This is a genomic window from Sedimentibacter sp. MB35-C1, from assembly GCF_030913635.1.
Taxonomy (GTDB): Bacteria; Bacillota; Clostridia; order Tissierellales; family Sedimentibacteraceae; genus Sedimentibacter.
Window position 1 is genome coordinate 3536572 of the sequence record NZ_CP133188.1, and the last position, 19286, is coordinate 3555857.

Sequence of the window (19286 nt, forward strand, 5' to 3'; positions counted from 1 at the left end):
TCCTTATAACTTTAACTTTCTAATTTCTCAAGAATGTGCTTCTTATATCTCATAAAACTCTCGCTCACCACGAAATCCTTGTTTCTGGGTTTAGGGTCCTCTATAAGTATTTCTTCCGCTATCTTGCCTGGTTTTCCTGCCATAACGTATATTCTGTCGGATAATAAAACAGCCTCATCAATGTCGTGTGTTATAAGAAATGTTGACAGCTTTATCTGCTCCATTACACCAAGATACCACTGGTGCATGCTGCTCTTGGTTATGCTGTCAAGAGCACTGAAAGGCTCATCCAAAAGTGCAACCTGATCAGAAAACAAATATGTTCGAAGCAATGCCGCCCTCTGTCTCATTCCGCCGGACAGCTGGTTCGGATACTTATTTTGTGTTCCTTCCAGCCCAAACTCATCAAAATATACAGAAGCGGCATCTCTGGCTTTGGATTTCTTTTCTCCTCTAATTACCAACGGGAGAGAAACATTATCGATTATTGTTTTATACGGCAGCAGCAAATCCTTCTGAAGCATGTAACTTACATTTCCTGTGGTTCCCGTAATATTTTTCCCATCAATCTCAACTGTTCCCGAATCAGGATTTATCAGTCCTGACACTACATTGAACAGTGTTGTTTTTCCGACACCGCTTACTCCTAATATACTGACTATCTCTCCTTCGTTCAGTTCTATTGAAATGTCTTCAATTATTTTAGAGCCTCCATAACTTACAGTTATGTTATTAGTAGTCAGTTTTTTCATCATTAAGTCCTCTTAATCATATTTTTCTATTCTGGGAGATATTCGTTTGTAAATCCTGCTCCCTCAGGGATTTCATTTTCCACCAATTTGTTTTCAACCAGCCATCCGTAGAATGCATCCCATCTTTCCTGGTCAATGTATCCCCATTTTTCAGCGTCTGCAACATATTGATCAGCTAACCATTTCTGGCTTTCGTTAACTATCTCTGAATCCAGCTCCGGAGCTGCATCTAATAAAATTTGAGCGGCTTCCTCTGGATTTTCTATAGCAAATTCATATCCTTTTTTAATGGCTGTCAATGCTTTTTTAACAGTTTCAGGATTGTTTTTTGCAAATTCGTCGTTAACTATCAAAACAGGGCAGTAATAGTCCAGCTCTTTTCCATAGTCGGCAAAATTAAGGTAATTTGTATCCAGTCCCTTAACCTTTGTTGCAATTCCATCCCATGCATAGAATATCCACACTGTGTCTATATCTGTCTGCAAAGCAGTGATAACATCTGTAACTGTGCTTGGAACCATTTCTATATCTTCAAAATTTCCGTCGTCATCTTCTACAATCTTTTTAATTATGGCTTGCTCTATCGGCATATCCCATGTAGCATATGTATGACCTGACATTTTTGCAGGGGAATCTATTCCGTTCTCTTTCAGAGAAATAATACCTGATGTGTTATGCTGTATTAAAGAAGCAACTGCTGTAACAGGTATTGGATTTTCAGAAGCATTGTTAGGAGCTAATGTATCCTGAAAACTAATTCCGAATTCGGCTCCGCCGCCTCCAACCAAAGTATCAGCTCCTCCTTCTGGTGGCTGAAGTATTTCTGCTTCAAGCCCCTGCTCTGCAAAGTAGCCTTTTGACTGAGCAACATATAATCCGGTGTGATTTGTATTAGGTGTCCAGTCCAACACTATTTTCAATTTTGTTTTTTCATCATTACCAGCGTTATCCACCTCATTTTTAGGTTCGTTAGAGCTGCATGATGTCAGCATCAACGCTGATAAAATTAATATGGATATTATGCAAAATACAATTCTTTTTTTGCTTTTCATTTGTTTTTCCTTTCTAGTTAATTATTTTCTTTTTTTGCTCTTTCCCATGGCATTGCAAGTTTTCTCATATACGATACCAAAAGCATCAATATTAGGCTTATGAGAGAAATAAAAAATATCACAGCAAACATTTTGTCAAATGAGTATGACTTTCTTACCCTCGTCATGTACACCCCAAGGCCTGTAAATCCTCCCAGCCACTCGGAAACTACGGCACCCACCACAGAATAGGACACCGATATTTTAAGCCCTGAAAAGAACTGGTTCAAAGCATTTGGAAGTTTAATGTGCATAAAGCATTGAAACCTATTAGCTCCCATAGCCCTCAATAAATTCAGAGCATCGTTATCTGCCGAGCGAAAACCTTCCAACAAGCTTACAGTTATTGGGAAAAAGGTTATTATAACAATCAGCGTTATTTTAGGCAGTATACCATATCCCATCCACAGAACCAAAAGAGGCGCTATGGCAACGGTAGGCACCGTCTGCGTCAGCACAATAACAGGATATACAGATTTATAAAATAAATTAAATCTATCCATCAATACAGCAATTACAAATCCAAGTGCAGTCCCTGCCGTAAGTCCCAAAAATGCTTCAGTTAAAGTAGTTTCGGCATGTTCCATCAGCAAGTCAAAGTCATTTACAAATGCCAGTACAACATCAAAAGGAGACGGCAACATGTACTTAGGTACAATGCCCGCTGATGATAAAAACTGCCATAGTACTAAAATAACGGCTATAGCCATTACAGGCGATACTTTATTTATGATGTTTTGTAACTTTTTGGTCAATAGTCAGCACCCCGCCATCCGGAACAAAACCAATTTTAACGTAAGCTGATACTTTAGGCGCTCCTGCCTTTGCTGCAACCAACTGGCAATTTTTTACGATTTCCATTAGCTGGTCATAGTCTCCCTCTATTGAAGTTTCGCTGGGCCCAACGTAGTAATTTAATCCCGTACTTTTAATATAAGCAATTACCTCGTCAACAATACGTATAACTTCCTGGTCTGATTCAACATGCGGTAAAACTTGAATAGCAATATTTGCGTTCATTTTAAATCCTCCTTATAATATACAATAAAAACCTCCCCGGTAACGGAGAGGTTTGTAAACAACCTTTAAGGTTAATATCCTAATGATATATACAATCCCTACGCCAGCATTACCTGGGTCAGGTTCCAAACAGTTGTTCTGTTTTAGGGTTTTGAACATTTGAGTAGTTCTATCTCAGCCTAATTCTTTAAGCTCCCCGCAGAATGATATTAGCACATGTAAAAAATATTGTCAACCTTTTTTACTCTATGCTTACATCATATAGTAATCAGTTCATATTCACTGCTTCCCAGATTCAGCTTCACAGAATGTTCTATTGCAGACATCCAGTCTGTTTCGGGATGTATATTTTTGAAATGATCATGATGTTCATGTATTTTTTTAGCAAGCATGCTTCCTTCAACAGCTGTCTGACGGTTAACTGCATCCGCACACGCCACGTCCAGAGCAACCGGATCAAAAGATGCGAACATTCCCACATCAGGAACTATGGGTATATCATTCTCACTGTGACAATCACAATAAGGTGAAACGTCAATAACCAAGCTTATGTGAAAATGAGGTCTTCCCCTCAAAACCGCTGCAGTGTATTCAGCAATTTTTTTGTTAAGAATATAGTTGGATTCATCCGAAGCAGACTTAACCGCATCAACGGGACAGACGCCTATGCATCTGCCACAACCCACGCACTTATCATGATTGATGGAAGCCTTGCGCTCGGTCAACGTAATAGCACCGTGAGCACAGTTCTTTGCACACGAACCGCATCCTATACACTTTCTCTGAGAAATTCTAGGCTTTCCGCTGCTGTGCATTTCCATCTTACCAGCGCGTGAACCACAACCCATTCCTATGTTTTTTATAGCTCCCCCAAAGCCTGTAAGCTCATGCCCTTTAAAATGGTTCAGCGAAATAAACACATCGGCATCCATTACAGCACGCCCTATTTTCGCCTCTTTTACATATTCTGCTCCCTCTACTGGTACAAGCGACTCGTCAGTACCTTTCAAGCCGTCCGCTATAATTACATGGCATCCTGTTGAAAACGGCGAAAATCCATTAATATATGCAGATTCTAAATGATCCAGCGCATTTTTCCTTCCTCCTACATACAGAGTGTTGCAATCTGTTAAAAACGGCTTGCCTCCAAGCTCTTTTACCATATCCGCAACAGTCTTTGCGTAATTAGGACGCAAATACGCAAGATTGCCAGGTTCTCCGAAATGTATCTTTATTGCCGCATACTTTCTATCAAAATCAATTTTATTCATCCCAGCCGCCTCAATAAGACGCTTCAACTTCTGCTGCAGGTTCTCATGCGAAGTCGTATGCATATTTGTAAAATATACCTTTGATTTTTCCATATAAGCACCACCATCCAAGTTTTCTGTATTCAGTAAAATAAGCCGCTGTATTTAATTCATATTCAACGGCCGATACACATTAATAATACCATATATTATCAAGTAAATAAACGATTTATTTATTATTAAGTAAATTATTTCCATCATAAAAGTTAATTTGAACCATAATTTAAACCCTTCTATTATTAATAAAGTACGTCCGCAAAATGAACTTTACCCCGGGTTTTAGGGCAATCGTAACAAAACCATTATAATGGCATAGTATGTACTTGAAAATAAATAAAGAAAACAAACTGTAAAAATATTCAAAAAATAAAAAAAGCAAATCTCAAAAACATATACTTTACATACACGAGGAGCAAAATTAGATGATTTAAGCAATAATCAAAACGGCTTTTCATTCCAATTCCAACGTTTTATATTTTCGATATGCGGACTAAAGTATATGCGTATTTATGAATAATAATTATTTTAGTCTATTCCATCCAATACAACACATCCTGGGATATTTCAAATCCAAGTTTTCTTTGCAAGTTTATTGATTTTACATTGTCTTTTTCAATTTGTCCAAAAGGAACCAAATCTTTTTCAAGCATTCTGTTTACCAGATAGCTTTCAAGTATTGTTCCATAGCCAAGCTGTCGGTATTGGGGAAATATTTCTAACAGCCCAATGCTTCCTTCCAAGTGGATCCCAACAAAACCTACAAGTGTCCCATTTTTGTATCCACCAAACAAATTGCCGTTGTCTAATATTTCTTTAATCTCATCATAAGACAGCATGTGGTAGTTTTCCAATACCACTGATATTTGTCTTGGAGTAAACTTTCTTATTTCCAATACATTATTTTCATGAATCTTTTCTTTTTTCATGTACACAGCCTGAACAACTTCTATTTTGTGTGTTAGGCCGAACTTATTCATAATATAATCTACCATAAACCCCTGATGTAACACTATAAGGCTGCAATTAGGTATTTTCCCAACCAATTCTTTTCCTTTATCAAAATTATCCGCAGTTATCATATAGGCGTTGCTCTTTTTCTCTTTTATAAGCATGCCATGATTATCTGAATGTATTATGTCAGCTGTATTTCTTCGTATAGCCTCAATCATGCCCATGTGAAGCAATGGTTTTTTCATTAAGTACTTAATTGTTATATCATTCATATTTTGTACCTCGTGTAAAATTAATCTATTGTGTTATATTGTTAAAATCATTATAATATTTTATTTTGTTTTATAAAAGAAATATTTTCCGTCATTCATTATACAACACATAAAGTTCAGTTTGCAAAGTGCGCCACAAGTCATTTGGTTGATAATTTATCCTGTATATGATAAAATAAATTTTATACAAACCAATTATAAACCTTGCAAGGAGGATTACATTATATGTTGACATTTGAAAGCGATTATACCGAAGGCGCTCATGAAAAAGTATTGCAAAGACTCTTTGAAACAAATATGGAAAAGCTATCCGGTTACGGTAATGATAAATACTGCACTGAAGCAAAAGAAAAGATCAAAACACTTTGCCAATGTCCTAGTGCGGATATTTATTTCCTAGTTGGAGGTACACAAACCAATCAGACAGTAATTGATGCCGTCCTTCAACAGTATGAGGGAGTAATTGCAGCTACATCCGGTCACATAAGCGTTCATGAAGCCGGCGCAATTGAATTTACCGGTCATAAGGTCCTTGAAATTCCTCACGTGCACGGCAAGTTACAAGCAGACACTCTTCTTAATTACATCAAAACTTTTTACGCAGACGAAAATCATGAACACATGGTTTTCCCAGGCATGGTTTACATTTCACACCCTACGGAATACGGAACTCTTTACAGTTTGAAAGAGCTTCAATCTATTTCTCAAATATGCAGTAAATATGATTTACCATTATATTTGGACGGAGCACGCTTAGGGTATGGACTAATGAGCAAAAACACAGATGTTACATTACCTGACATCGCTAAACTCTGTGATGCTTTTTATATTGGCGGTACAAAGGTTGGAGCCTTGTGTGGTGAAGCTGTGATGTTCACTCATAACAATACACCAAAACATTTTATGACAATTGTAAAACAGCATGGTGCTCTGCTGGCAAAAGGACGTTTGCTTGGAATACAGTTTTATACACTGTTTACTGATGACCTGTATTTTAAAATCAGCCGCCACGCAATTGAAATGGCTGAGATACTAAAAAATGCTTTTGAAGAAAAAGGGTATACCTTTTATCTAAACTCACCTACAAATCAAATCTTCATTGTTTTGGAAAATTCCAAAATGAAAGAGCTGCAAGAACAAATTTCCTTTAGTTTTTGGGAAAAGGCAGACGAAAACCATACAGTTGTGCGTTTTGCCACAAGCTGGGCAACAAAAAAAGAAGATGTTGACGCTCTTGTTTCTTTGCTCTAAATATAAGTAGAATAAACAACAGCGACATTATGTTTGGATAGGCGGCTAAAGTCAGCCTAACCATATTGATGTTTCATGCTATAAAATCCTTTTTAGCAAAGGTGTCCTGCCTATTAAGAAGCTTGTTGCCAAACTTCCCATAAACACTGTTATTGCCACAAAAATTACTGATAAAGCAGGGTTGTAGTTAAGTGTATTAATCCCTGCTTTTAATATAAACATGTTGAAAAAATCATGAACAAGGTAGATTCTAAAAGAACAGTCAGATAATATGTATATAAATTTTGAAGTGTTTTGATTAAATTTTATTTTTGAGACTTCATATTTAAAAAAAGTAAATACCGCAATGCTTACAACCATTACGTTAGGGGCAAAATAGCTGTAAAATGTACTGTCCGCCTTGCCCGTCCGCAATGAAATGATATTGGTGAATACATATGTACAAACAAGTCCTAAAATTCCTAATATATAAATAATATTCCTTATGCTTTTATTAAATGTATACTTACTCAAGTAATATCCGCCTACATAATATCCAACATAGCCATATGTGAAAAACAAATCGAATTTATTTATAAATATATCTAAGCCGGTTAAATTGAATATCTTTATTGTTATGGGCAGGACAGATGTAAAAATCACCGAAAGTAAAAGAAAATACTCGGCTGCTTTTTTATCCACCGCAATCTTCCTCAAAAATGGCGTAATAACATACAACCCTACAATCATATATAGATACCATAAATGGTAATGCCCGAACATGAAACTTTTTATAAATGCCTGCCTGTTAAAAGTATCATAGTTTGATATATTTGCATACGCAGCATACAGCAGAGACCATGAGATAAAAGCAATTACAATTCTTAATATATATTTTGAATAAATATCTTTATAGCTAATATTTTTAGCAGGATTCAATAAAAACATCCCGCTTATCATTACAAATATAGGAACTCCAAATCTTACCAGACTGTCATAAAAATTAAATACATTCCATTCATATGTACCTAATGCGGCATTACCCCAGTTACCAGCTGCAACATGGAGCAGCACTACGGAAAATGTAGCAGTTATTCTCAATAAATCAACATATATTATACGATTATTCATTTGTTGCCCTCTTTAGTTAATATACTAATTATAACAAATTTCTAAAATTTTACAATATAAAATAGCCGCTGCCGGCAATCATTAACTAAATGTGCTCAGCACAACGGCTATTTCTTTTTTTATTAAATTAGTAGGGACTTTTTATATTTAGATTTGATTAATCCAGGTATCTGATTCCATTTATTTTTTTAATTCCCAGACCAGGTTCGGTATTCAATGTAATTTTAGATTCATTGAATACTGCTCCGCCTTCTACAGGATCTTCGCTGCAAAGAACAGGTCCATCCAAATCTATTTTAGTTATGATGCTTTTTGCAGCCGCCAAATGAACTGCCGCATTTACACTTACCTTTGCTTCCAGCATGCATCCAATCATGCATTCAACTCCATATATTTCGGCAATCGAACAAATTTTTAAGGCGTTATGCAAGCCTCCTGTTTTCATCAATTTTATATTAATGAAGTCCGCAGCTCTCTTTTGAAGAATTGTCAGAGCATCTTCCGGTGAAAATACTGATTCATCGGCAAGCAGCGGAATTGATACATTGTCTGTTACATACTTCAGTCCATCAATGTCGTGAGCAATAACAGGCTGCTCAACAAATTCTATATCCAGACCTTCATCCTCCATTTTTCTCAGAGCTTTAACGGCTTCCTTCGGCTTCCATCCCTGGTTTGCATCTATCCTGAGCTTCACATCATAGCCGACTGCTTTTCTGATGGCTTTCATTCTCTCTATATCTCTGGCTGCATCCTTACCAACCTTTATTTTTAAGGTTTTAAAGCCCCTGTTTATGGCGTCTATGCTGTCTTTAGCCATTTCTTCAGGATCATTAACGCTGATTGTTATATCTGTAATTATTTCTTTCCTGTATCCTCCTAACAGCTTGTAAAGAGGAGCGTTGTACAGTTGTCCGTACAAATCATACAATGCTATATCTACAGCAGCTTTTGCACTGGAATTTTTTATTACGCATTTGTCAAGTTTGAGCATAATATCTTCAAAATTTTCAATATCCATGCCTATGATATTTTTAATTATATGTTCTTTTAATGCTCCTACTATCGCTCCTTTTGTATCTCCTGTTATAACACCTGTAGGAGGTGCTTCACCGTAGCCTATATTTCCTGTATCAGTATGGATTTCAACAATTATGTCCTCCACACTTTTTACTGTCCTTAAAGCCGTCTTAAACGGGGTCTTAAGAGGCACTGAAATTTCGCCAATTCTTATATCTGTAATTTTCATTTTCGCCCTCCATTTTGAATTAATATTTTGCGCAATTGAAATTTCCTATATTTAACAGCATTCTGAATTGCACTGCTAGTTCGCAAGCTCTTTAATAGCTTCCGCCATTACATTAATGTTTTTCATCAGCGAGTCAATTTCTATATATTCATCGGGCTTGTGTTCAACCATTGGCTCCCCTTTTAAAACAGGGCCAAACGCAACTATATTTTCCATAGCCTTTGCATAGGTGCCTCCTCCTATGGAAATCAATTCTGCTTTTTCACCGAATTGTTCCTCATAAACCTTTTGGAGTTTTTTGATGAATTCAGTTTCTGGTGACACATATAGGCTTTTTTTATGTCTTAAATAAACTTCTTCCAATCTTCCCAGACTGATTTTTTCTTTAAAAGTATCTATGAATTCTTCAAATGTCTTTTTAACAGGATATCTGATATTTATTTCAAGGCTTATTTCATCTTTATTTCCAATCATTGTTCCCAAGTTAAATATGAGTTTTCCCGATATATCATCCTCTAAATAAACCCCTAATTTTTCTCCGTTTAAATCTGTTCCTATGTATTTGTTGAAATAATCAATAAATTCTTTTAAATCTCCTGTGAAATCAAGTTCTCCCAAGAACATCATCAGATGTGTTATCGCGTTTTTCCCATTTTCAGGAGTGCTACCATGAGCAGATATACCATAGCTTTTTACAATTATTAAATCTTCTTTTTCTTCAATTTTTATTTCTTCAAATTTTTCTGAAATTTCTTTTATTTGCTCTTTTTTATTTACAGGGACCATAATTACAGCTTCTGCATAATCGGGAACTACATTTGCAGCAATACCGCCTTTAATAGATTTTAAAATAAAATCACCGTCTTGATTTAATTTTCGTGTATATTTGCCGGTAACAATACCTTTCTCTCCGTTAATTATGGGATAATCGGCATCAGGGGTAAATCCTGCAACAGGAATTTCTCCACCATTGTCAACATAGTACTTTACACATTTACTCCCTGTTTCCTCATTTAGCCCAAAGAAAATTCTGACCCTTCTTTTTAAAGAAATGTTTAAATCTTTGATAGCCTTTAATGCATATAATGCTCCTATTGTAGGCCCTTTATCGTCAATAGTTCCTCTTCCGTAAATTTTTCCGTCGTGTATTTCAGCTGCATAAGGAGGATATGTCCATCCGTCTCCTTCAGGCACAACATCTAAATGACCAAGAACAGCAATCATTTCATCACCTGAACCATACTCGGCATAACCTATCATGTTATCTACATTAACTGTTTTAAATCCTAAATTTTCTGAAAGTTGCAAACAATATTCCAGCGCTTTGTGTGCACCTTCACCAAATGGCATGCCTTTCTTAGATTCCTCTTCAACACTTTTAATTTTGACACATCCCTGAACGCTCTTAATAATTTCGTCCTTCATACTCAATATTTTTTCATTTAACAATTTATCATCACTCCTAGTCTTAATTTTTACAATTAATAGTAATGTATAAAAAATTATATAATATTACATAACCTTTTGTTGTAAACATACCTCTATGTAACTTTTCACCAAATTTTCTTTATTTACCTTGAAAATTTAAGAGTCTGTAAAAGAGAAGTTTCTCTGTTACCAGACTCTTTGTGACGCCTATATATCTCAACGCACAAAAGTTTTTTATTATACACATATTCAAAATCATTGTACAATTTATAGCGCAAGATATCAAGTAGGATGACCTAATAAGCAACTAAGTAAGAAATTTCATAATATAGCCGGTTATCATACCCAGGTAGGTGCCGAACACAGTTCCGAACAGAGCCATTAAAACCCCTACAGGAACCAAAGATCCACTGTAAGTACCTGCCAAAATCGGTGCTGAAGCTACACCGCCAATGTTGGCCAAAGAAGAAACGCCGCATGTAAACAGATCCATTTTCAAAAGCTTGGCAAGAATCACGAACAGCACGCAGTGAATTGCAAGTATCATAAATCCAGCCAAAATCCACATAGGAGCATCATTTAACTCCATAAAGTTTGCACGGGATGCCAGCAAAGCAACTACCGAATAAAGAAATACATTTGAAAGTTCCGCTGTACCGGCAATTTTACCGAAAGGAGTCAACGCACATATCAATCCCAATGCAGTGATAAATAGAACACACCACGTAGCTTTATCTAGAAAGCTCATGCTTTCGTTGAGCAATGCTCCTATATTCTGCCCAATTGCAGATACCAAAAGAGAAGAACCAATCAGAACCATTAAACTGACAAAGGTTATTTCCCTCTTCTGTTCTTTCATTTCTGCTCCCAGATGTGTGCTAACTTCATCTAGGCGAGATGTATCAGCTTTGGTCCACTTATTGAACATGGGTGCAAAGCGAGTTGCCCACAACAGAAACATAACCCAGATAGAATAGTCAATAGAATCAACAACCAGTGCATATGCATAGTCCACTTCACCTACATTAAAAATTTCCTGCAGGGTTGCCATATTGCCTGACCCTCCTATCCAACTGCCGCATAGAGCACCCATTGCTTTCCATGCATCAGAACCCAAAGCACCTTTCATGACAATAAAAGTAACGATGAATCCGATCATGATAGTTAAGCTTCCGGTAAAAAATCCTATAATCATTTTAGGGCCCAATTTGATCATTTTCCGGATATCGCAGCGCAGCAGCATCAGAAAAATCATCGCATACAGAATGTTATTCTTAAGTGCGCTGTAAGCCGGCTTAGTTTCAGCCAAATCCCAGAAGTTAATAGTACAAAGAATCATGCCGATTAGGTAAACAAGAACTATAGGCGGTAAAAGACCAAAGAATTTTTGCACATACTTGTTTTTGATGTACTTCTGTGCTGCCAGCAGGCTTCCGCAAAGCGCACACAGAACCGCAAAATAAGTAAAACCATTTGTAATCATAAAAACCTCCTAGAAATTTATATTCCCGTTTATTTTTTGTTCCACAAAGCCGGGATCTCAGCAGAACATCTATAAAAAAACAAAACCCAGCAAAAGACCGTCAAATTTCCGGTCTCAGGCTGGGTTTCATTTATTCCGATATAGTTGTTACCACATCATATAAATAAAGCAGCTACATATAAAATTTGCTTTTAACTCCTTGATATTTCTTTATGGCATCCTTGTAAGATACAATTACGGCTTTTTGAGAAGTACCGTGATAACGTCTTCTTATTTCCTGTTCTAAATGACAATAGTCGCCGATATTTCTACCTATAAATATTTTCTTGATGAAATCTTCTGTTATATTAATTGTATGAGTACATCCCACATCAACTATTTTATCTGTATCTACATCAACTTCAAATGCTATATAAAACGAATTGTAAATTGTTGTAATGGCATTATCCATATTTGTTCTGGATTCTCCAATTATATAGACGGTTTCTTTCATTAAATCACCACGACTTTATATGAAATCATTTTCTTATGACATTATATATTATCTTAAAAAAAATTTCAATTATTAATTTAGTAAATTCAACAGAGTTCATCTATGTTTTTTTATATCTCCGTCTGCCCCGTTTATATTATAATATTGCTCATTAACATTAATCTATTGTATTTCTATTCTTGCGTTTTCCATCCATTTATCTAATGCAATTTTATTAATAATAAAATTACTTCCAACTTTTACATATGGAAAGTCTATACCTTTTGCGTTAATAACTTTTAATAAATCATTGGTATCTAATCCTAAATATTCGGCCGCAGTATTGATGTCCATAATATCATTGTTACTCTTATTATAGTAAGCTGCATCATTTACGCTCTCAAGCTTTTGTGAAATATCATGCATACCGTTACTAACATAAATTCCATTGAGCTCCATACCCTTATATATTATAAAAGAACTTATAATAATAGATATGGACAAACAAATAACTGCAATCAAAAACGTTTTTTCTTTTAGCATTACATCCTCCTACATTATAATATTTAACTTATAGTGTAAAAATACTTATTATAATAAATATGTTCCTAAATATTTTTGAAATCGATAATGTCTGCTGCTCTCTCATATAATGCCAATAATATGCAACCTACTCCGTAGCATATAATGTCTTTCCAGTCAAATACTGAACCCATTGCCACTCTACAAAACGCATTTCCATTCAGTCCCAAAATATTAACTATTCCAATATATTGCAGAAATTCAACAAACACTGCAAATAAAAATATCCAAAGGGGCAGCAATTTAAATTTCTTTGAGAAAACCATCCGTATTGCACAATAAATTACACCAACAACCAATATATCCCCTACGTAGGGTCTAATAAATTCATCATGAACATATAACGCAATATAAATTTCTGTTAACACAAGCAATATAAATGCCACAGCATATTTTATTCTATTCCCAGCTTTGTTTTTTCTATAAGTATCCACAGTATTTCCTCTTCTCTAGCTCATTTTCGGCCTACCTATTTATTCAAAAATTTTACTTTCTTCTTTAAGACGCTTGATCAGTGATGAATATTTTGCCGTGTAAACAGCGAATAAAACACCAAGACTTAAACGTAATAAATATCAATATATTTTTGTTTCATAAGTTCCACCTATATCGAAAAATATTATGCTAAATTTTAAATCTGTATCCTGATCCCCATACGGTTTCAATACACTGGCATCCTTCAGGGTTCGTGTTAATTTTTTCTCTTATTCTTGCTATATGTACGGTTACTGTTGTTGTATCTGACAAAGCATCATATCCCCAAACCTTTTCAAACAGCTCTTCTTTGCTAAAAACTCTATTTGGATTTTCAGCTAAAAATAAAAGCAGATCAAATTCCTTCTGGGGTAAAAAAACTTCAGTGTCTTCCATAAAAACTCTTCGGTCCTCTTTATCAATATATAACGCTCCTATTCTTATGAGTTTTTTCTTTGAATTGTTGTTAAACCTTTCATATGTTTTCAGATGGCTGTTTACTCTTGCAACCAATTCACCCATGCTAAAAGGCTTAGTTATGTAATCATCAGCACCTAAGTTCAATCCTTTAATTTTATATATTTCATCGGACTTTGCAGACACAATAAGTACCGGTATTTGTTTTGAATCGTATATCTCTTTTAATATATCAAATCCACCTTTTTGAGGAAGCATCAAGTCCAAAATAACCAAATCAAATCTATCATTTTTCATATACTCAAGACCGGTGTCACCATCGAAAACACAAATAACCTCATAGCCACTCATTTCCAAATAATCCTTTTGCAGCTCTGATATGCTTTTATCATCTTCAATAATTAATATCCTTTTCATGCTATTTCCTCTCAATTAGCTTTTTTAAAGAAATAATAATGGAAGCACCTTCGCCAATTTCAGAAATTGCCCAAATTCGTCCACCTGAGACTTCCACTATCTGCTTTGCAATTGCAAGTCCCAAACCGCTTGAACCCTCAACTGCCCTTGCAGTATCTGCCCTGTAAAACCTGTCAAAGACATAGGGCAAGTCATCCTTGCTGATTCCTTTGCCGTTATCCTTAAACTCTATTATAACTGATGAATTTGTTTCTCTTAAAATAATTTTCAGTTGACCGGATTCTTTTTCAATGTTTCTCTTGGCATTATCTAATATATTTTGTATCACGCGTTTAAATTTTTCACTATCTATTGTTACGAAATATATATTTGAAAGTTCATTCTCTAAAATTATACTCTTATTTTCACGTTCAAATTCTGCTGAGCTATCCTCAACACAACCTTCCATATATTTCACAATATTAACTTTTTCTTTTTCAAATGGCATTTGATTTAAATCCAGCTTGGAATATAGCAGCAAATCCTCTATCATGGTGTTTATCAGCTTTGTTTTATCTACGGCTTTTGATAAATAATACTTCTTCTTTTCGTCAGTGTCAGCAACACCGTCCAGAACTCCGTCTATATATCCTCTTATGGATGTAACAGGGGTTTTAAGATCATGTGATATGCTTGATATTAGGAATTTCCTGTTTTCGTCATATTTTTGCTGATAGTATATGGAATTTTTAAGCTGAAGACGCAGCTGTTCTACAGCGCTTCCAAGCTCTCTAATCTCACCATAGCCATAATCTGTAATTGCTGTTTCAAGCTCGCCGGTTCTTAACTTCTCAGTTTCTCTTGTTAAATTTGTAATGGGCTTTATTATATTTTTCATATTTTGCTTTTGTATAACTGTGCTTGCTGAAACAAAGACTATCAGAAAAGTTATAAAAACCAACACAATAAGGAACCTATAATTATCATCTGCATTTATAACAGGATTAAGAGTTATTATCGTATATTTGCCACCATTTGATGTTGTAAAGCTTTCTGCATTTATGCTGTAATTTCTATCCCCATTGTCATAATAATTATTTTTAACACTTATATTCATCAGCATTTCTTTAATTTGCAGTCTGCTGAATTCCTCATTATTATATATAATATTATCGTCTTCCATAACGATTACGGCCGTTTCCCCCAAGCCGCCGGAAATAGGAGACTTGTTTAATAAATTATAAAAGCAGACATAGGCATAACCGACACATCCGGTAATAATAATTGTGCCTATGAGCGTCATCATACTTTGTGTTAAAAATCTTTGTTTTAAATCCATAAAATTGTCCTAAATATCCTTATTTTCAAACAGATAATATCCTGCTGTAAATAACATTATACCGTAACCTAGCAAAATTAGAAATATCCTGAGTATTTTGCTGAAATTTATATAGCTCCCTAATATCAATCTATACCAATCAAAAGCGGATGTAAATAATAAACTTTTTAAGTACGGAAAAACCAAGCCTAATCCATTAAACACCAAAAACACAAGAATAGAAAGCATAAAAGCACTTGTTGGTCCCTTGGTAATATTTGAAATCAAGACAACCGCCAATGCAAAGATAAAAATCGGAAAGAATTCCATGATATATGCAATTAATATTTTAAAAAAATTTGGCATACTTCTGTTTATAAAGAAAGAAATCATAAGGGACAAAATCATTACAAAAATGAGGTTAGCCATAATAAATCCGGCAATTCCAAGAATTTTCCCCAAAAATACCTTAAATCTTGAAGCAGGTCCTGTAATAGTAAGTTTAATCGTATGCTCTGCAAATTCTCCGGCAAACATATCAACACAGATAAAAACAGTAAAAAGAGGGAAAAATGTGTAGCTTAAAACTGTCAAAGCCATAATTGAAAATTCTGAGCTTCCCGTTATACCTATTCCTACAAAATTATTCAAGGCATATACTGCAATGGCTGTAACAATAACTGATAAAAAAGAAAATATCAATGCTACTATGACCTTTTTCTTTTTAGATATTTTAAATATTTCGTTTATGTATATTGCTTTAAGAGTCTGCATTCATATTACCTCACTTAAATAATAATTCTCCAAAGAAGAATAATTTTTTAGAATACTATGTGTGCTGTCTACACCTAAAAGCCTGCCATTATACAGAATGCCAACTTTACTGCATGTGAGCTCTATGTCATGTATTAAATGACTGGATATGAAAAATGTTGTTTTGTGCTGTTCTGACAAATTAAGTATTAATTTCCTCATCTCTACCATACCTTCAACATCTAACCCATTTAAAGGCTCGTCCAAAATTAAAATCTCAGGATTTGATATAATTGCCATAGCAATACCGATTCTTTGCTTCATTCCCAAAGAATAGTGCTTTATCTTCTCATTTTTATATTTAATAAGCCCTGTAATCTCCAGACATTCATCAATTCTCACTCCATCCACATCATCATGGAACCGTCCACACAGCTTCATATTTTCATATGCAGTCAGATAAGGAAAGGGCGTTACGCTCTCTATAATGCAGCCGACCTTTTTCATTGCCTTTTCATAGTCCTTTGAAATTCTATAACCGTTTAAAAAAACATCACCCTTGTCAGCTTTCATAAGGCCTACCATAACTTTCATTGCAGTAGTCTTCCCCGCTCCATTTGGTCCTAAAAATCCGAATATTTCCCCACGGTCAATTTCCAGATTAATGTCCTGTATTCCGCGATTATTTTTATAAATTTTCGAAAGATTTTCGATTATAATTGCTTTATCCAAAATTACCTCCCGCAAATGGTTTAGGGACGCAAAGATCAAAGTCTTCACGCCCTTTAATTATACTGTTATTCTAATATTTTGATGAAACGACTGTCAAAATCATCATCATAAGTTGAATATGAATACCCATCCACATTTCCATTATCATCTTCACTAAATTCAACGTCAAATGATACGTTGATATTTTGTAATCCTTCACGATGGATAATTCCATTTTTCTTTTCGCCGTTACTGTCCGTATAATTCAGTACCGTGTAATGTCTTGACTCCCCATATTTTGAAGTAAACTCAAAGTTTCTTACCGTATCAGGTTCATATCCTTCATTATAAGTCTCATAATATCTGCCTTTTATGCTGTCGTCATCAACAGAGGTTATCTCTATTATTCTTTCACCTTGTTTTACAAAAGAATTATCCACCTCTTTCACAATGTCGTTTTTATATTTTCCGATATATTTCGTATCAAATTCAAAGCCTTCTTTAGTATAAGTAACTTTTTGTCCGGCTAAGTTTGGAGCTGTGACAACTGTATTATTAATATCTTTTATGTCAATTGAAAATTCAACAGTATAAATGTGTTCAGTACCGCTATTGTCCTCTGCTGACATACTTGCAGTAAAAATACCACTTTCTATAATTCCCTCTTCATTTTCAATTGCCTTGCCTGATGCTTCTATAACATAGATATTTGATTTAGGGTATGGAACCTCCAGCCTTTTCGCCGTATATTCACTAATTATTGAATATTTTAATGCAAAGGATGAAACAGCATTCACAAGAGGAGGGATTTCTGTGTTTGATATATTACCCATATACATTTTCTTTCCGCCTGATTCCTCGATTTGAATAATATCCTCTAGGCTTCCTACAAACGCATCCATAATTTTTTCTGCATCCATTACTTGTTCTTCTTCAAAGGGATTTTCAAATATTTTTCTGTCACTATTATCAGATTTTTGTTTCTTTATAACATTATATGAACCATCCTCGAAATTTTTATATATATACTGATTTTCATCAATGTACATATATCTATCCCTTATTTCACCTTTTTCAAGATTTGTTCCGCTTGTTTCCTGAGCTTGATTTGCAATGTCAAATTTTGTATTATCAGTTGATTCTATAAAAGTTTCTCCATCAACTTTTAAAGATATAATGACATCAACATTAAAGTTATCAACCTCGTTTGTCAATCTTTCCATTGTTGTCTTTGCAGAATCTTTCAAGCTGTGATATCCCGAACCAAGCATGATATCTGCAAAGGCTGATGTTGCAAAAACCAATACACCCAGAATAAAAACAGCAAATATAGCTGATCTTTTATTAAAATTCATTTTCCTGCCTCCAATATATAATTAATCACCCTATAATCATAAACGTTTATGTAATTGTATATACATAATACATTGTCAGTCTTGAATAACTATAAACTAATTATTAACAATTTATTAATTTTAAGTTTTTCCTATTAAATAAAAAGACCGAGAGTAACTTTGAATACAGACCTTAGAGTGATGAAAAAAATATCGCTCTAAGGTCTGTCCCAAAAGTTCTCTAAAATTCTATTTCTCTATAAGCTTACCTGCTTCATATTTATATAATTTATTTTCAAAAGCCTTGCCATTGGTGACTTTCGCCAACAGTATGTGCTATCTCATTGGTTCTGTCATAATATTTATTTCTTGAATTTCTCCAGTGATTATATTAAATAATTCTTCATAAGCATATCCTGATATAATTTTATAAACTTCATAATTTCTTCCCCTGATACCTAATTGTTTTCTATCATAAATATAAATATCATAGTAAGTATCATAGTTACTTTTAAAATGCAATATATAGGTCTCTTTAGCCTTAGGATGATAAGTTGTCTGCATATTATTTGAAAACACTGATTTCCTTACCCCTATGTTTTCTATAATACTCAAAATATTATTTATAATTTCCGGATTATCAGTAGTTACTATTTGATCTTCAAGCCAAAACCCTCTATACACATCTATAGTCAATTCACTAATATAAAAATCATTTATATCATGTCCTTCTTTTTCGGCTATTGTTTCTTTATGGAACTTAAATACCTCATTATTTACTTCGGACATTTTTTCATAACTAAATATAAATATGCTTATAGAAAGTAATACTAATATTATTATTGAAATCACTGTTCTTCTCACACAAGCCCTCCTAAATAACACTAAACAAATATAACTCCCCTATTTGCA

The 19286-nt window shown here is 34.5% G+C and carries 20 protein-coding genes and 1 riboswitch; of the genes, 1 reads left to right on the top strand and 19 read right to left on the bottom strand.

Translation table 11 applies throughout. The features are described 5' to 3' along the window. Window positions 1-11: 11 nt before the first annotated feature. The 6 genes from RBQ61_RS17190 to RBQ61_RS17215 form a co-directional block, all read right to left on the bottom strand. Entirely contained in the window at window positions 12-752 is a 741-nt protein-coding gene (locus tag RBQ61_RS17190; protein ID WP_308140146.1) for an ABC transporter ATP-binding protein, read from the bottom strand. Window positions 753-778: 26 nt separating this feature from the next. Continuing rightward, window positions 779-1804: an ABC transporter substrate-binding protein gene (locus RBQ61_RS17195; RefSeq protein ID WP_308138435.1), complete on the bottom strand. Its 1026-nt coding sequence runs from the start codon at window positions 1802-1804 to the stop codon at window positions 779-781. A 17-nt stretch (window positions 1805-1821) separates the two neighbouring features. After that, window positions 1822-2598, bottom strand: a complete 777-nt coding sequence (locus RBQ61_RS17200; RefSeq protein WP_308138436.1) for an ABC transporter permease — start codon at window positions 2596-2598, stop codon at window positions 1822-1824. Beyond that, window positions 2567-2863 carry a thiamine-binding protein gene (locus tag RBQ61_RS17205; protein ID WP_308138437.1) on the bottom strand — a complete coding sequence of 99 codons (297 nt, stop codon included), beginning with the start codon at window positions 2861-2863 and terminating at the stop codon, window positions 2567-2569. The genes RBQ61_RS17200 and RBQ61_RS17205 overlap by 32 nt, the downstream gene beginning before the upstream one ends. Before the next feature lie 78 nt (window positions 2864-2941). Continuing rightward, window positions 2942-3072: riboswitch (TPP riboswitch) on the bottom strand. Between the two features lie 48 nt (window positions 3073-3120). Next, complete coding sequence (locus tag RBQ61_RS17210; protein ID WP_308138438.1) at window positions 3121-4227, bottom strand: DUF362 domain-containing protein; 1107 nt, start codon at window positions 4225-4227, stop codon at window positions 3121-3123. Between the two features lie 476 nt (window positions 4228-4703). Next, window positions 4704-5396: a GNAT family N-acetyltransferase gene (locus RBQ61_RS17215; RefSeq protein WP_308138439.1), complete on the bottom strand. Its 693-nt coding sequence runs from the start codon at window positions 5394-5396 to the stop codon at window positions 4704-4706. 225 nt (window positions 5397-5621) lie between these two features. Here RBQ61_RS17215 and RBQ61_RS17220 point away from each other — a divergent pair, with 225 nt between their 5' ends. After that, on the top strand, window positions 5622-6647 hold the full coding sequence (locus RBQ61_RS17220; protein WP_308138440.1) for a low specificity L-threonine aldolase: 1026 nt from the start codon (window positions 5622-5624) through the stop codon (window positions 6645-6647). 78 nt (window positions 6648-6725) lie between these two features. Here the strand turns inward: RBQ61_RS17220 and RBQ61_RS17225 are convergent, their stop codons facing one another. From RBQ61_RS17225 to RBQ61_RS17285, 13 genes are all read right to left on the bottom strand, one after another. After that, a complete protein-coding gene (locus RBQ61_RS17225; protein WP_308138441.1) occupies window positions 6726-7757 on the bottom strand; it encodes an acyltransferase in 1032 nt (343 codons plus the stop codon). 157 nt (window positions 7758-7914) lie between these two features. Further along, window positions 7915-9006 (bottom strand): dipeptide epimerase, encoded by a 1092-nt coding sequence (locus tag RBQ61_RS17230; protein WP_308138442.1) that lies wholly within the window; start codon window positions 9004-9006, stop codon window positions 7915-7917. A 75-nt stretch (window positions 9007-9081) separates the two neighbouring features. Beyond that, window positions 9082-10455: a dipeptidase PepV gene (gene pepV, locus RBQ61_RS17235; protein WP_374049890.1), complete on the bottom strand. Its 1374-nt coding sequence runs from the start codon at window positions 10453-10455 to the stop codon at window positions 9082-9084. 286 nt (window positions 10456-10741) lie between these two features. Next, window positions 10742-11917 carry a DUF819 domain-containing protein gene (locus tag RBQ61_RS17240; RefSeq protein WP_308138444.1) on the bottom strand — a complete coding sequence of 392 codons (1176 nt, stop codon included), beginning with the start codon at window positions 11915-11917 and terminating at the stop codon, window positions 10742-10744. Window positions 11918-12089: 172 nt separating this feature from the next. Further along, window positions 12090-12410 (bottom strand): DUF3870 domain-containing protein, encoded by a 321-nt coding sequence (locus RBQ61_RS17245; protein WP_213924888.1) that lies wholly within the window; start codon window positions 12408-12410, stop codon window positions 12090-12092. A 162-nt stretch (window positions 12411-12572) separates the two neighbouring features. After that, the gene (locus tag RBQ61_RS17250) at window positions 12573-12932 is read right to left on the bottom strand and encodes a helix-turn-helix domain-containing protein (RefSeq protein ID WP_308138445.1); all 360 of its coding nucleotides are present in this window, start codon (window positions 12930-12932) and stop codon (window positions 12573-12575) included. Between the two features lie 65 nt (window positions 12933-12997). After that, on the bottom strand, window positions 12998-13405 hold the full coding sequence (locus RBQ61_RS17255; RefSeq protein ID WP_308138446.1) for a DUF2809 domain-containing protein: 408 nt from the start codon (window positions 13403-13405) through the stop codon (window positions 12998-13000). A gap of 190 nt (window positions 13406-13595) precedes the next feature. Continuing rightward, a complete protein-coding gene (locus RBQ61_RS17260; protein ID WP_308138447.1) occupies window positions 13596-14279 on the bottom strand; it encodes a response regulator transcription factor in 684 nt (227 codons plus the stop codon). 1 nt (window position 14280) lies between these two features. Then, on the bottom strand, window positions 14281-15597 hold the full coding sequence (locus tag RBQ61_RS17265) for a cell wall metabolism sensor histidine kinase WalK (protein ID WP_308138448.1): 1317 nt from the start codon (window positions 15595-15597) through the stop codon (window positions 14281-14283). Between the two features lie 9 nt (window positions 15598-15606). Further along, entirely contained in the window at window positions 15607-16350 is a 744-nt protein-coding gene (locus tag RBQ61_RS17270) for an ABC transporter permease (RefSeq protein ID WP_308138449.1), read from the bottom strand. Beyond that, window positions 16351-17061: an ABC transporter ATP-binding protein gene (locus RBQ61_RS17275; RefSeq protein WP_308138450.1), complete on the bottom strand. Its 711-nt coding sequence runs from the start codon at window positions 17059-17061 to the stop codon at window positions 16351-16353. It abuts the gene before it with no gap. 65 nt (window positions 17062-17126) lie between these two features. Further along, a complete protein-coding gene (locus RBQ61_RS17280) occupies window positions 17127-18395 on the bottom strand; it encodes a hypothetical protein (protein ID WP_308138451.1) in 1269 nt (422 codons plus the stop codon). A 315-nt stretch (window positions 18396-18710) separates the two neighbouring features. Continuing rightward, the gene (locus tag RBQ61_RS17285) at window positions 18711-19238 is read right to left on the bottom strand and encodes a hypothetical protein (protein WP_308138452.1); all 528 of its coding nucleotides are present in this window, start codon (window positions 19236-19238) and stop codon (window positions 18711-18713) included. Between the last annotated feature and the right edge of the window lie 48 nt (window positions 19239-19286).

Excerpts from the sequence above, each read along its gene's own strand:
- RBQ61_RS17190 (WP_308140146.1), bottom strand. The coding sequence starts at position 752 with ATGAAAAAACTGACTACTAATAACATAACTGTAAGTTATGGAGGCTCT.
- RBQ61_RS17195 (WP_308138435.1), bottom strand. The coding sequence starts at position 1,804 with ATGAAAAGCAAAAAAAGAATTGTATTTTGCATAATATCCATATTAATT.
- RBQ61_RS17205 (WP_308138437.1), bottom strand. The coding sequence starts at position 2,863 with ATGAACGCAAATATTGCTATTCAAGTTTTACCGCATGTTGAATCAGAC.
- RBQ61_RS17210 (WP_308138438.1), bottom strand. The coding sequence starts at position 4,227 with ATGGAAAAATCAAAGGTATATTTTACAAATATGCATACGACTTCGCAT.
- RBQ61_RS17215 (WP_308138439.1), bottom strand. The coding sequence starts at position 5,396 with ATGAATGATATAACAATTAAGTACTTAATGAAAAAACCATTGCTTCAC.
- RBQ61_RS17220 (WP_308138440.1), top strand. The coding sequence starts at position 5,622 with ATGTTGACATTTGAAAGCGATTATACCGAAGGCGCTCATGAAAAAGTA.
- RBQ61_RS17225 (WP_308138441.1), bottom strand. The coding sequence starts at position 7,757 with ATGAATAATCGTATAATATATGTTGATTTATTGAGAATAACTGCTACA.
- RBQ61_RS17230 (WP_308138442.1), bottom strand. The coding sequence starts at position 9,006 with ATGAAAATTACAGATATAAGAATTGGCGAAATTTCAGTGCCTCTTAAG.
- RBQ61_RS17240 (WP_308138444.1), bottom strand. The coding sequence starts at position 11,917 with ATGATTACAAATGGTTTTACTTATTTTGCGGTTCTGTGTGCGCTTTGC.
- RBQ61_RS17245 (WP_213924888.1), bottom strand. The coding sequence starts at position 12,410 with ATGAAAGAAACCGTCTATATAATTGGAGAATCCAGAACAAATATGGAT.
- RBQ61_RS17250 (WP_308138445.1), bottom strand. The coding sequence starts at position 12,932 with ATGCTAAAAGAAAAAACGTTTTTGATTGCAGTTATTTGTTTGTCCATA.
- RBQ61_RS17260 (WP_308138447.1), bottom strand. The coding sequence starts at position 14,279 with ATGAAAAGGATATTAATTATTGAAGATGATAAAAGCATATCAGAGCTG.
- RBQ61_RS17265 (WP_308138448.1), bottom strand. The coding sequence starts at position 15,597 with ATGGATTTAAAACAAAGATTTTTAACACAAAGTATGATGACGCTCATA.
- RBQ61_RS17270 (WP_308138449.1), bottom strand. The coding sequence starts at position 16,350 with ATGCAGACTCTTAAAGCAATATACATAAACGAAATATTTAAAATATCT.
- RBQ61_RS17280 (WP_308138451.1), bottom strand. The coding sequence starts at position 18,395 with ATGAATTTTAATAAAAGATCAGCTATATTTGCTGTTTTTATTCTGGGT.